At 56.9% G+C, this 13,358-nt stretch carries 12 protein-coding genes; 9 read left to right on the top strand and 3 right to left on the bottom strand.

Annotated features, from left to right (window positions below):
• The first annotated feature begins 2 nt into the window (after positions 1–2).
• The 4 genes from G0Q06_RS05800 to G0Q06_RS05815 are packed head-to-tail and all read left to right on the top strand — an operon-like array spanning position 3 to position 2,606.
• Positions 3–464: a RidA family protein gene (locus tag G0Q06_RS05800; protein WP_163963422.1), complete on the top strand. Its 462-nt coding sequence runs from the start codon at positions 3–5 to the stop codon at positions 462–464.
• On the top strand, positions 464–1,462 hold the full coding sequence (locus G0Q06_RS05805; protein ID WP_163963424.1) for a bile acid:sodium symporter family protein: 999 nt from the start codon (positions 464–466) through the stop codon (positions 1,460–1,462). The genes G0Q06_RS05800 and G0Q06_RS05805 overlap by 1 nt, the downstream gene beginning before the upstream one ends.
• Positions 1,463–1,514: 52 nt before the next feature.
• Positions 1,515–1,745, top strand: a complete 231-nt coding sequence (locus G0Q06_RS05810) for an FmdB family zinc ribbon protein (protein WP_163963426.1) — start codon at positions 1,515–1,517, stop codon at positions 1,743–1,745.
• Positions 1,746–1,751: 6 nt separating this feature from the next.
• Entirely contained in the window at positions 1,752–2,606 is an 855-nt protein-coding gene (locus tag G0Q06_RS05815; protein ID WP_163963428.1) for a tetratricopeptide repeat protein, read from the top strand.
• Here G0Q06_RS05815 and G0Q06_RS05820 read toward each other — a convergent pair.
• The 3 genes from G0Q06_RS05820 to G0Q06_RS05830 form a co-directional block, all read right to left on the bottom strand.
• Positions 2,603–3,331, bottom strand: coding sequence for an energy transducer TonB (locus tag G0Q06_RS05820; protein WP_163963430.1), 729 nt, complete (start codon positions 3,329–3,331; stop codon positions 2,603–2,605). The genes G0Q06_RS05815 and G0Q06_RS05820 overlap by 4 nt on opposite strands.
• A 75-nt stretch (positions 3,332–3,406) precedes the next feature.
• Entirely contained in the window at positions 3,407–5,590 is a 2,184-nt protein-coding gene (locus G0Q06_RS05825; protein WP_163963432.1) for a prolyl oligopeptidase family serine peptidase, read from the bottom strand.
• Between the two features lie 113 nt (positions 5,591–5,703).
• Entirely contained in the window at positions 5,704–6,339 is a 636-nt protein-coding gene (locus G0Q06_RS05830) for a hypothetical protein (protein WP_163963434.1), read from the bottom strand.
• A 120-nt stretch (positions 6,340–6,459) separates the two neighbouring features.
• On the opposite strand from G0Q06_RS05830, the gene G0Q06_RS05835 reads away from it, so the two are divergent.
• From G0Q06_RS05835 to G0Q06_RS05855, 5 genes are all read left to right on the top strand, one after another.
• Positions 6,460–8,055, top strand: a complete 1,596-nt coding sequence (locus tag G0Q06_RS05835; protein ID WP_163963435.1) for a DUF4139 domain-containing protein — start codon at positions 6,460–6,462, stop codon at positions 8,053–8,055.
• A gap of 7 nt (positions 8,056–8,062) precedes the next feature.
• Positions 8,063–11,029 carry a DUF2339 domain-containing protein gene (locus G0Q06_RS05840; RefSeq protein WP_163963437.1) on the top strand — a complete coding sequence of 989 codons (2,967 nt, stop codon included), beginning with the start codon at positions 8,063–8,065 and terminating at the stop codon, positions 11,027–11,029.
• Positions 11,030–11,062: 33 nt separating this feature from the next.
• A complete protein-coding gene (locus G0Q06_RS05845; protein ID WP_163963439.1) occupies positions 11,063–11,509 on the top strand; it encodes a MarR family winged helix-turn-helix transcriptional regulator in 447 nt (148 codons plus the stop codon).
• 64 nt (positions 11,510–11,573) lie between these two features.
• Positions 11,574–12,299: a pirin family protein gene (locus G0Q06_RS05850; protein WP_163963441.1), complete on the top strand. Its 726-nt coding sequence runs from the start codon at positions 11,574–11,576 to the stop codon at positions 12,297–12,299.
• A gap of 38 nt (positions 12,300–12,337) precedes the next feature.
• Positions 12,338–13,261, top strand: a complete 924-nt coding sequence (locus tag G0Q06_RS05855; RefSeq protein WP_163963443.1) for a rhodanese-like domain-containing protein — start codon at positions 12,338–12,340, stop codon at positions 13,259–13,261.
• Positions 13,262–13,358 lie beyond the last annotated feature (97 nt).

Genomic DNA, 13,358 nt, shown 5'->3' on the forward strand with positions numbered 1-13,358 from the left:
CCATGACACCCATCGAACGGACGCTCGCTGAAAAAGGAATCACCTTGCCCGATCCGCCGGCACCCAAGGGAAATTACCTTCCGTACCGGATTTCCGGAAACCAACTGATCCTCTCCGGCGTTTTGGCAGTTGAGAATGGAAACATCCGCTATGCCGGCAAAGTGGGCGATGGACAGACTGTCGAGGAGGGATATGTGGCCGCCCGGCTCTGCGCCTTGAATGCCCTCGCCGCCATCAAGGGCGCTTTGGGATCGCTGGATCGGGTCACCCAATTCCTGCTCGTCAACGGCTTCGTAAATGCGGTCCCGGGCTTTGCAGAAAGTCCGCAGGTGATCAACGGGGCCAGCGATTTCCTTGTGGAGGTCTTTGGCGATGCGGGCAAGCATGCCCGTGCAGCTGTAGCGGTGACAGGACTACCGCTTGGCTCAACCGTGGAACTGCAGATTTCCGTGGAATTTGATTAATGGGAACACTCGTCCAGTTACTTCGGAAGAACGGCTTTATCCTTGCCCTGCTAGGGGCGGTGGTGGTGGCGTTCCTGATTCCGCAGGCTGGCGCCCCTGATGGCCCGCTCCATGCGGGACTGCTGAGCAAGGCCGGAGTGATGGTCATCTTCTTTCTGCAGGGGCTCTCACTGAAGACCCGGCAACTGGCGCATGGCCTGCGGGATCTGCGCATCCATGGATTTGTCCAGGCATGGATTTTCCTTCTATCGCCGATCGTCCTGATCTCGGCCGGCCTCGCGATGCGGGCCTTGTCCATAAACGAGCTGGCGGGCGGGTTCTTTTATCTGGCCCTGATCCCGACGACCATCTCCAGCGCAGTCGCCTTCACCAGTGCGGCCAACGGCAATGTCGCGGCAGCCATTTTCAATACGACCCTGTCAAATGTCATCGGCGTCTTCTGGGTCCCCACCGGGTGCCTGCTGGTCTTCTCAACTGGTGGAGGTTTCCAGGGCGAGCTCATCGGTCCGTTACTGCTGAAGCTGGCATGGCTGATCCTCCTGCCCTTGATCGCCGGGCAGCTCATTCGTCCCCTCGTTTACCAACGCGACTGGTTTGGCCGCATATCCCCGGGATTCAAGCTGATCAACCACGGGATTATCCTCTTTATTGTCTTCACCGCCTTTTCAAAGAGCGTCCTCAATGATATCTGGAGCCATGTTGCTCCCGCATCCATTGTCATCCTGCTCATGCTGACCCTGCTATCTGTCCTGATGATTCATGGCGCGGTATGGATTTCGAGCGGCTGGTTCTTCAAATCCTCTTCCGACCGGAATGCCGCCCTCTTCTGTGGCTCGCAGAAGACGCTTGCCGCGGGCGCCCCGATGGCGGTCGCCATCTTTGCTACAAACGGACACCTCGGCGATGTGAACCTGAGCCTGATCCTCCTGCCGCTCCTCTGCTACCATCCGATGCAGCTCTTTCTGGCGGCTTTTCTTCTCCCGCGGCTCACCCGGTAAGCAGGTGGCTTCCCGGATTGCCTTCCATAAAAAAGTTCCCACATTTTGCAGCATGCCATTATTCGAATACACCTGCGAGGATTGCCACCAGCGATCGGAACTCCTCATCAATGGCCAGACTGAGCCTGAATGTCCGGAGTGTGGCAGCAAGAAGATGCATAAGGAATTTTCCACTTTCGCAACCAGCGGTGAGACCCATGGGAGCGCCTCCGGATCAGGGCACCAGCATTCACCGGGTTGCGGTTGCTGCATGGGGCCTCAGGGATCTTGCGGGCTCAATTAAAGGCATATGCGCTTACCTGCTTTCCTACTCTGTCTGTTGGCCTTGAGCCTGTCTGCCTGCCGGAGCCCCGCTCCGCAGCAGGGCAGCCAATCCAGCGAGTCCCTGAGCCTCCTGGAGGAGCGCTTGCTTGAGACCATCGAAATGGAAGCCCGGCTCGAGGAGGAAGCGGCAATGCCGGGAGCGGATAAACGGGAAATTCAGCGGCTGTTCCAGCGAGTCGCGCGCGAGTACGAGGGGATTATTGCCCGCAATCCCGACAACCTCGAATCAAGGCTCTTGTACGGCAAGCTCCTGATGCGTTACGGCGATGGAACCGGTGCCCGAAACCAGTTCCTGAACGCGGCGAGGATCGAGCCCGATGTGGCGGTCATCCACCAGCAACTGAGCACATTTTATGCCGAGGAACGCGATTACACGCGCGCCCTCGCCTATGCCCTGAATGCCATCGAGATTGAGCCGGAGACCGCCATCTACCATTTCGGGCTGGGTCAGCTTCTGGCCGCCTTCAGGGAAGAATTTATCACCGAACAGGTCTTCACGGGATACAAACTCGATTCCGAAATGCTCAAGTCCTTCAAAACGGCCTGTGAGCTGGAGCCAGACACCCTGCCCTTTCAATTCCGGTACGGCGAAGCGTTTTACGATGTCGACGGCCCGGACTGGCAGCTTGCCCTCGAACACTGGGAATTCCTCTCTGTCCATCCCGGGTTGACTCAGCTTCAACAGGATGCTGTCCGCCTCCATCAAGCGCGTTGCCTCGTCGAGCTTGGGCAAACAAAGGCTGCTCAAGAAAAAATCGATGCCGTCAAGTCACCCGAGCTTCAACCATCCGCAGCCGCGATCCTGACACCCGAATCCTAATTGCCCACCACGACGGGCAGGCGGACCTTGGTCACGGTGGGGTGTCCGTTGCGCCGGGGAGGAGTAAACCGCATATTTGCAATGGTCATGATAGCGGCTTGGGCTAGATAGGGGTTGGCCGTCTCGTCAGGAACCATCATCCGAGGAAAGCCATCCGGATCGACATAGAGGTCCACTTTGACTGTTCCTGAAAGCGGTACGCCATTATCATCCTTGACCGAAAAAGCCTCCCCGGTCGAAATCAGCCGGACGGGCTCGTCGAGCTCGGAATGCTGGCTCACGACGAGCTTAAACTGATCCGACATATACATCGCCATCCGGCTCTCGATGTGCTCAGCAATGTTGACGGAGAGGACGATGCTGCCAATCACGTCACGCAGCGGAATAGTTGCCGCCATGTCGATCGTGGCGGGTTCGCCATCGACAAGAGGCTTTGTGAACCGGGCGTGCTTGAGGGCTTTGTCTATCGTCTCGACTAACTTGAAATGCGGGAGCTCGAGTGGGACCCAGTCGACTACCTTCCCCTCGGGACCAATCCGCAGGCGTATCTTTCCAACATCCCATGAGGTACTCAGGTGCCACAAATCACGAGGAACATTCAGGTAAAGGGGCTGTTCAAGGACGGGGGGAGGAGTGCCTTCAGAATCGGCGGATTCAATGGCAAAAACAGGTGAAGCAGAGGCAAGCGTCGCCAGCGTGAGACTCCATAAGGAAAGCCTACTCATCCCCATTATCGACATGGGCACATTTTATCCCTCAGGGCTTCCTGAGTCGAGATAAACCGTCCCGAAAGGAGCCGCCTATTCGGGCCTGTCGCTGAGTGCCCAGAAGAGGAAAGTATACACATCCGCCTGCTCTTCCCAAACATCCGAACGAGCCACGCCCCCGTGGCCTGCCTCAAACTCAACCCGCATGAAGAACGGGCCTCCCTCGGGATCCGCCTGTTGAAGGCGAGCGGCCATCTTGCCGGGCATCCACGGATCGACGCGGGAATCGTTGTAGCCTGAAGTGAGTAAAACGGGCGGATACTGGATGCCATCTCGAACCGCGAAGTAGCTGTCCATGGCAAGCACGTAGGGAAATTCTTCCGGATCGAGGGGATTCCCGTATTCCGGATAGTTGGCAGGACCATTGGCCCGGCGGTGGTTGCGGACAGGATTGTGGTTGCCGACGCTCGAGACGATGGCGCCATACAGCTCGGGCCTTGACGTCACGGCCCGCCCCACGAGGACGCCGCCCATGCTGCCGCCCATTGCCCCAAGGTGGGATGCGGAGGTGTAGCCTTCATCGATCAGGTATTCCGCGCAGGCGTGCAGGTCGAGCCAGCTGTTGCGCTTCGTCTCAATGAGTCCGCCATCATGCCATTCCTTCCCAAATTCACCACCCCCGCGCACGTGGGCCACTGTGAAAACGCCTCCACGTTCAAGCCAGGCCAAGCGGGTTGGACCAAAGGATGGTCTCATCGAAATTCCGTAGGCCCCGTATCCGTAGAGGATCGTGGGATTGGTTCCATCAAGCTCAAGGGAATCCTTGTGGATGATCGTCAGGGGCACTTCCACTCCGTCGTGGGATTGCACAAGGACGCGTTTGGTGACCAACCCCTCAGGCGCATCAAACGGCCCGAGCGGACGCAGGGAGCTGAGGCTCACCGACCCGTTGTCCGGGTCATAGCGATAATAGGCAGGTGCGCGTTCCCATGAGGTCAAGCTGATGAAGACATCATTTTCACGGTAATCGTTGCGAAGCATTGTCACACGTCCGATCAAGGGAAGCTCGATCTCCTTGAATCCCGACTCGGGTTCGCGGGGATCGTGTGTCATGATAAAATCGATACCGCCCTGCATGCCGGTGGCGTAGAGCCTTTCACCCAAAAATGAGAGACCTGTAAGGACCTTGTCGGACTCAGGCAGGATCACCTCGAGCTGATCCTTGCTGAAGTCCTCGATATCGCCCTTGAGAATCATCCGGCGCGGCGCATCCTTTGAGCTGAGGAGAAAGATTGACTCCTTACTCAGGGCAAAATCCTCGATGCGGTCCTCCCGGGTGCAAATTTCTTTCCAGTCAATCTGAGCATCTGAATCGAGGTCCACATCCTCGGCATAATAGAGGGAGAAGGCGCGATCCACCCCGTGCGAGACATAGGCGAAGGTGTGGTTTGTTTCCGGGTAATTGTAGACGTAGACGCCGTCCACAGGCCCAAGCCCGGGAGTTGGACGGTCATCGTAGGAAGCCAGGATCCGGTCATTTTCAGGATTGTCCCCGAGGCGATGAAACTTGGAAGGCGTGCGCTTGTACCGCTCGACCGGATCTTCATCGAGGTATCCCTCGCGGAGCTGCCGATAGAAAAAGCCGCTTTGGTCCTCCAACCAGACAATTCCGCCCCGGATACGCGGTATCATGACATCGCGCGGCTCACCTGTCTCCACATCGAAGATATACACATTGGGAATCTCCGAACCGCCGGGAGCAATTTGCACGGCGACAAGTGACCCGTCATAGCTGGGGGAATAGCCGTCGATCGCATGAACGCCATCATCATCAATAAATTCAGATGGATCGATAATGAGCCGCCCTTCACTCTCGATTCCGTCGCGATAATAGAGGCTGCCCACCTCTTCATCAACTTCACGTTTTAAATAGAAATACCGCTCTGCGGCACGGCCAAAGCTGTAGATCTGAACGGTTTTCGCGGTGTCGATTTCCTGAATGCGTTCAAAGATTTCCTTGCGTCCCGGCATTTCTCCAATGCGCTCACGGGCAAACTGGTTCTGTGCCCGAAACCACGCCTCCACCTCCGGTGTCTCATCCTCCTCCAACCATGCAAAGGAATCCGGCAGGCGCACGGTTCCGTACTCGTGCACGACTTCCCGGACCGGGGTTTCCGGATAGGGAACAGGGATAGTACCAGTCAACTGTAAGGGCAGGGCAAGAGTCGCTGGCAGGCAAGCCAGCAGGCCAAGGGAAAACATAGATCTAGTAAACATCCCACAAAGGGAATATCGGAAGGAACACTTTGCAAGCGAGGCCGAGCTTTCAGCCCTCTGATCCTTCTGGCAGGGCTGGGTGCAGAAGGGGCCATACACGCCGAAAGAGGACCTTAGTACAGGCACTCGCGCAAATAGCGTTTGCCATCTTCATAAGCGGGATCCCCAAGCGCTTGCTCGGCAAAGTTCCTGACAAGTTTGTGCCACTTGCAACGCGACTTGAATGAGCGCTGCGCCTTTCCCATGACTTCCGCCATTTCATCGGTCCATTGGCGGCCCACTGCGTAATCAAGGATCTTCGTCAGGTACACGTCCTCACCGGTTGCAAAAAAACTGGCCCACCAGACATCCAGTTTAAAGACGTCGACGATGTCGTCATCGCTTACAAATCTTGCCTTGTCGGACTCTCCAAGGAGGATCTCTCTCGCAGTCTCTGGAACATAGCCCGTCCCGACAATCGAATAACCATATTTTTCCGAGGCTCTCGCGACAAAGACCGCATCAAGGAAATCCGCGAAGTAATAGGCTCCCAATTCGGCCTTTGAGACCTCGGTGGAAACACTTGCCTTGGTAAGGAAGACGTTGAATGCCTCCTCATTGGGATTCAAGTAGAAATAATGTTCCTCCAAGCGGACTTCCTCCGGCTCGGCCGGAGGCGTTGTCGCACATCCTCCCAGGAGAACGAGAAAAATAAAACAAATCAAGGGCAGGAAGAATCGCCGGCCCGCTTGTATTTCTGCGATATTCACAACTCCATGGATAGCATCGGGGACACAACGGAACAAGCCAAAAGCCAGTGGAGGAAGACTCGCACAAGTTGGAAATTGCCAAAGCTCCGGGTGCCCACTAAAACATTCCATACAAAAGTCATGAATATACGAATTAGCACCACCCTTCTTATTTTAATAATCGTTGCTTCACCCCTTTTGGCACATGCGACAGAGAGTGCCCTCAAGGCGGTTGAGATCTACCCGTCGGGCGCGGCTGTCACGAGGGAAGTCATTCTTCAGGCAGGTTCAGGAGATTTTGTGTCAATCGAGCTGGAGGGGCTTCCATCCTCATTGATGCCGTCATCGGTCCAGATCAGCCCGCTCGACGATGCGGGCCTGCGCATCGGGGGCTTTACCTTCCTGCCAAATGAAAACCCGGTCGAGCCGGATGACCCACGGACCATTGAGGAGCGGGAGGCGTTGAAGACTATCGACGAGCAGCTCCGTGATATACGACTGGAACGACAGGGAATTGAGTCGCGAATTTCCCACTACACCGGAATGGCTGAAAGCCTGCGAAAGTCCCTTTCGGAAAAGGCTGACACGGAGGCCTTTGACCTCGCAGTCAAGATCTGGGCAAACGTCGAATCTGTCACACAGGAGGGAGAGGTGCAGCTGGGCGACTTGACCGAGCGGGAGAGTGATCTGAAAATTGCCCGCCGGGTGGCCCAGAAGGAACTGGATGAGAAAGTCGATTCCCTCCGCAAAAAAGCCGGTGTCTTGCGCTTTGATGTGCGGGGCGACCTGCAGGAAGGGTCCCGGTTGGCATTGAAATACCAAGTCCGCGAAGCCGGATGGAATCCTGTCTATGAAATCCGGGCGGTGCCAGCGAAAGGAACGCTTGAATGGATTTACAAGGCACGGATCTGGCAGCAATCAGGCGAAGATTGGAACGGGGTTGCGGCCTCCCTTAAATCAGCCAGCGCACTCTATTCATCCGGTCTGCCCGAATTGCCACCGCTTTATCTCGAACACATGGAATACCGGCCAATGGCCCGGAAAATGATGGATTCGGTCAGTTACGCGGCAGGCGCGCCTGTGGAAATGGAAGCAATGCAACAGGCCGAGCCGGAATCCACAACGGCTAGTTTTTTCATCAAACTCCCGGAATCCCTGACCATCGCATCCGGAAAGGGACCGGTGGTGCGGGAGGCTTTCACCGGTAGTCTGAAGGCCGAATTCTGGTCGGAGGCGGCGCCACAACTATCCACGGACGCATGGCTCATGGCTGGAACAACCAATGACTTGGGTTGGCCAGTCCTTCCCGGTGAGGCGTACGCCTACATTGACGGACAGCTGGTATCACGAAAGAACCTGTCCGGAATTCCAGCCGGGGAAGATATCGAGTTTGCCCTTGGAAAGAACGAGAAGATTGCCATCGAGCGGCATGAACGTAAGCGCAAGAGTTCTGAGGGCGGTTTGATTGACCGTACCAAACGGCATGAGATCAAATACGAAACAGTCGTCACCAACCGGATGCCGGTCGCGCACCGGGTGGTCTTGCAGGACCGCTTCCCGGTAGGGCGCGACAACAAGATCCAGGTCCGCATACAAAGCCCGAAGGATGTCGAACCCGAAGAGGGCACGGGTCTCTTCAAATGGGAGCGCACACTTGATCCCGGAGCCAAGGGTGTACTGAAAACTGAATACACAGTCCTTTATCCGGCTGAATGGAACATACATCCGAAACCTTGATATTCCCATGGAAATCACCCTTCTTCTACTTGTCGTCGGCTTTATCCTTGTCTCGCCATTCATTCTAATAGGAGTGGCGGTCTCACACCGGAAGCGCCTGAACCGGCTTGAGGAGGAGATCCATCATTATTCCGGCCTTGTCGAGGAGTTGATGCGCCGGCCAGCGCAGCCGACACAATCCGTCGAGCCAGTAAGGCCTGAAATGGAAAAGGCACCAGAGGCAGAGCCAGAGCCCGCTCCGACTGCCGTGCCCGTAATCCCGGCAGCAGTGGCAAAGAAATCTTTGGGTGTCGAGTCGCTTGAGGAACCGGCTTACGACGAGGTAATCCCAAAAGAGCCCTCTCTTCCGGAAGAACCGGACTTCCCCGGGGAAATCGGGGACCCGATGCCGACCACTGGCGAAAAGCTACGGGACTTCCTGCGCGGCATCGGCATGTGGCCACCTGAAAGTGTCGCAGGGCATGACCGGGAAGCCATCCTCATGAAGTGGTGGCTCCCGCGTATCGGGGGATTGCTGGCCCTGCTAAGCGCCCTGTTCTTCGGGGTCTACGTCAACCAGTCGACAACACCATTCATCCGTTGTATGGAGCTGGCCGCTACTGCGGTGGGTATCACGGGGCTTGGATGGTATCTTGAGAAGAAGCTCCGCACCTTCGGGGGAGTCCTTGTCGTGACAGGCCTTGTCATGCTCTATTTGGCGAGCGTGGCGGCCTATGTCCTCCCGGCAATGCGCTTTATTGAAAACCCACTTGTCGGGGCCTTGCTGCAGGCGGTTGTACTCCTCGTTATCTCTGTAGTGGGATTCCTGAGACGCTCCGAGGGGATCGTCCTACTGGCATTCCACCTTGGTTATCTTCTGGGCATTTTCATGGCATGGGAAGGACTTCGTGAAGGAGCCTTGATCGCGGCAGGCCTTCTGTTCGTGGCAGGTGCCCTGCTCTCGCGCATGCAGCTCTTCCGTCACCTGACGTGGATAATCATTCCCGGCTCAATGCTGGTGGTGATCGCCTTTCCGCTACTTGCCCTGTTGCGCACGGTGGAGGTCCCAGCCGGCATATCCGTCCAGGTCTACCTTAATCTGGTCATGGCAGGCTCAATTATCCTGTATTTGCTCAATGGCCTTGGGACTGGATGGCGCCCAAAGCTGCTGTTCTCGATCGGGTCGTCCCTTGCCCTGCTCGGTACCGGTTGGTTCTTCAGGGAATTTGATCCGGACATGCTGGAATGGGCTTCGCTGGTCCTTGGATGTACTTTACTGGCCGGCTCAATCGCCGGATGGGCCCTCCGGGGTTGCGGCTTCCTTGCACAATTACTTTTTACCAAGGCTTCCTTCCTGATTGCTGTCTGGGCTATCCTCCACTTTGCCGGCGATCTCCGCTGGATGGTGCTCGGTATCCAGACAATTGTAGTGGCCCTTTCAGCACGGCGCGCCAAGGCAATCGCCCTGGAATGTGTTACATGGGCTGTGGCGCTTGTCAGCGTGGGCTATTTCGTTCCTGTCTTCCTGACCAATCCCGAGGCAGGCACGCTTCTTTGGTGGTTGATGGTCTTGTATCCCGGTGTGATTGTCCTTGGACTCTCGATTGTCCTTCCGGCCTTCCAGATGCCCCGCTTCGATTACAAGGAAGCCGACCGCCGACTATTGTACGGCGCCTTGCCCTTCCTTGCTGTCTGGTTGTGGTTCCGCCTCTTTGCCGCCACGCAGGCGGGGAATGTCGGCGCTCCGGCACCGTTCCTTGCCGTCATGTATGGAATGGCCGCTGTATCCTTCATCCCTTGGATTGCCCGCTGGATCAGCCTCATGACTTCGGGTATTCTGTTCGTTCTGGCCAGCATCCTCTTCTGCTCCGAGCCGTTTTCACCCGTCCTCCTCGTCCTTTTGCTCATTCCCGCTGTGGCCAGCCTGATCTGGCTCACGGGGAAGGAAAAAACATGGGCCATCCTTGCTGAAAACGCGGTCTATGTGCTCAGCTTTGTGCCTGTCATCCTTTGGATTCTTCAACTGCTGGGTGACTGGAGTTGGACCGTCGCCTTGATGCCGGTTCTGGCCATTGCCTTGAGCGCGCTGGGGACCCTTCCCCGCCTCCGACATGCAGGGGCATGGGCCTTCCTCCCCTTTGCGGTCTTCTACGTCTCCGAGGGCGTACGGGGATCAACTCAGACCGCCATGCTCCTGACAATGGCCGTCGGGATTGGCTGGCTGGCCCTGCCGCCATTGATCAGCCGAGTAAGCGACGGCCTTGGCTGGGCCAAACGCTACTCACTGTGGGCGGTCATCGGCACGGTCCTGCTCGCGATCCTCGCCATCGATTTCAGTAATAATCACGAGCACTGGCTGGTCTGGCAGTGCACCCTTCTGGGCCTTTCCGCACTGCTCATCGTCGGCACGCAGATATGGAAGGTCCCGGGATACTTTCTCGGGGCCATCGTATTCGGAGGAACCGCCATGCTCCGGCATGCCGAGTCCATGCTGAGCGAGCCCGCTGCCTACATCCCATGGATCAGCGAGGCCCTGATCAGCTCCGGGGTGATCTTCGCCCTCCTCCTGCTCTGGTTTTTCCTCAAAACCAATCCCTGGAGGCTCAAGGAAGCCAAATCACAAGACCAACTGGATTCATTGCTCTCCGCTTCCGTGGCTGTCCTCTTTTTCCTCAATTCGGCCCTCACCTTCCATTACCATGGCCTCGGCTGGATGAGTTGGTATACCCCGCTCCTCGCCCTCACCGCTTTTTCCATGATCCTCCTCGGCCTCTTCCGAGCCGATCCCGTCTTCCGGAAACTGGGCCTCCTCGCCCTCGCCCTCCCGCTCCTGCGCCTCTTCCTCGTCGATGTCCAGGATGCCCTCTACCGGATCGTCGCCTTCGCCGCCGCCGCAATTGTCCTCACCGTCCTCGGATATCTCTACAGCCGGCTCGCCGCTAAATTGGGCGACTCAGAGGAAGAGGAAGAGGAAGAGGAAGAGGAAGTGTCTTGACATCAAGACAATTGGGAGGGATATTCCTTCCCGATGACTAAAATCTACGCCAATTCGGGGACGCACCTGTTTCTTCTCTTCTGGAAAGCATCGTATTCGGTGATGCAGTATGACGAGGCCAGCGTGGCCCGGGCGGGGTTCAGCTCACTCTCGGATTTCGCGGTCCTGGAGGTGCTTTTGCACAAGGGCTCACTGCCCGTTAACATCATCGGGGAGAAGGTCTTGCTGACCAGCGGCTCCATCACGACGGCCGTCCAGCGTCTGGAAAAGAAGGGCCTCGTCAGGCGGGAACGGGGAGCGGAAGACGGCCGGGTCGTCCTGGTCCACCTGACGGAAAGCGGCAGAAACCGGATCGAGGAGGCCTTTGCCCTCCATGCGGCCGACCTCGACCAGCTCTTTGAGGCATTTGACGAATCCGAGCGCGAATCCTTCGCTGCCCTCACCCGGAAAATCGGGGAGCGGGCCGCCCGGTTGATGTAGCAAATCGTATTTTTACCCATTTACCTTGATACCAAGATAATTTCTTTAACTTAGTGAAAGACCTATGAAAACACACCAAAAGAACAAACAAATCACGCGCTCCGGGGAGCGCATGCGGAGCCGCTTTGAGTGGCTGGACAGCCGTCACAGCTTCAGCTTTGGGGGGCATCATGATCCTGAGCGGATGGGCTTCGGGCCGCTGCGGGTGGTGAATGACGACATTGTGGCTCCTGAGGGCGGTTTTCCGGCCCACCCTCACCGGGACATGGAGATTGTGAGTATTGTTCTTGAAGGGCAGCTGCAGCATCAGGACAGCCTGGGGAACGGCCGGGTGATCCGGGCGGGGGACGTCCAGTACATGAGTGCGGGAGCCGGGGTAGTGCACAGCGAATTCAATCCCTCGGCGGACGAGCCAGTGCACTTCATGCAGATCTGGATCGAGCCCAAGGCGAAAGGACTTGAGCCGAAGTATGCGGATCAACCGCTCGTTGGAGCGGAAGATGATGAATGGAGCCTGATCCTATCGCCGGACGGGCGCGATGGATCAATTGAAATCCGACAGGATGCGACACTGCGGACCGTTCGCCTGAAGCCGGGGAGTACAATCGGTCACGAAACGGCAGGAACCGGACGCGGACTGTGGCTCTTTGTGGTCGAGGGAACGGTCTTGAGCGACGGAGAGACCTATGCGGCGGGGGACACAGTCGCGCTGAGCGGGACCAGCGGGATATCGATCAAAAATACTGGCGCCGAACCGGCCAAGGTCCTCCTTTTCGACCTACCGGTTTGAGCGGGAGAAGAAACTAAAAACCCAACGAAAGGAACATCATGCTACCATCAACAGACACTTGCGAATTCATATCAACCGAGGGGCTTGCGGGCCTGCTCAAGGACGGGAAAATCCGCCTCATCGACGTACGGACAGAGGAGGCCTGGTCGGAATGCCACATTTCGGGGAGCACCAATCTCTGCATTTACGAAACGGCCTTCCCGGAAAAGATGGCGGAATTTGAAGCGGACAAGGCGGCCCCAATTGTCATCTACGGGGAAGGACACCCGTTCAAGGCCGACCTCGCCGCCTATGCCAGCCTGCAATCGCAGGGCTACACGGAGGTCTCCATTCTTACAGGCGGCCTGAAGGCCTGGAAGGAGGAAGGCAGGGAGATTGAAGGGAGCGGTCCCGCAGATGATGCTCCCCGTTCACGTCATTACTTTCTCGATACAGAAAAGAGCCACCTGCGCTGGGTCGGGAGGAACCTGATGAACCAGCACAACGGGGAAATCCAGCTGGCAGGCGGGGAGATCAAGTTTGACCAGAACGGTATACTAGCCGAAGGCGAAGTGATCGCCGACATGACGAAAATGGTCTGCCACGACATAAAAGAATCCAAAATGGCGCAGGCGCTCATCGGGCACCTTGCCAGCGTGGATTTCTTTGATGTGGAAAACCATCCGGAAGCCCGGTTCAACCTTGATTCAGGTGAGCCCATTAAAGGCGCCCTGGACGGTGCTCCAAACCTGCTTGTAAAGGGGCAGCTGACCGCGCGTGGCACATCCATGCCTTTGGAAACAAAGGCCATGCTGGCCCCCATCGAGGGCGGCTTTGTCTTACAAACGGTCTTCCAGTTCGACCGCACCCAAGTCGGGGCCTTATACGGCTCGGGGCGAATTTTCGAACGACTCGGCATGCACCTCGTCAACGACCTTGTTTCCATCGACCTGACGGCGTTCTTTATCATTTCCAAACCTTGAGGAATCTTATAGTCTTCCCTCTGTAAAAGGGTCGGCAACTTGGGTTCCCCGGGGATTATTTAGGGCCCAACTTGCAAGGTCCGTGTTTTGGCTAAAT

This window comes from Oceanipulchritudo coccoides (genome assembly GCF_010500615.1).
GTDB classification, from domain to species: domain Bacteria; phylum Verrucomicrobiota; class Verrucomicrobiia; order Opitutales; family Oceanipulchritudinaceae; genus Oceanipulchritudo; species Oceanipulchritudo coccoides.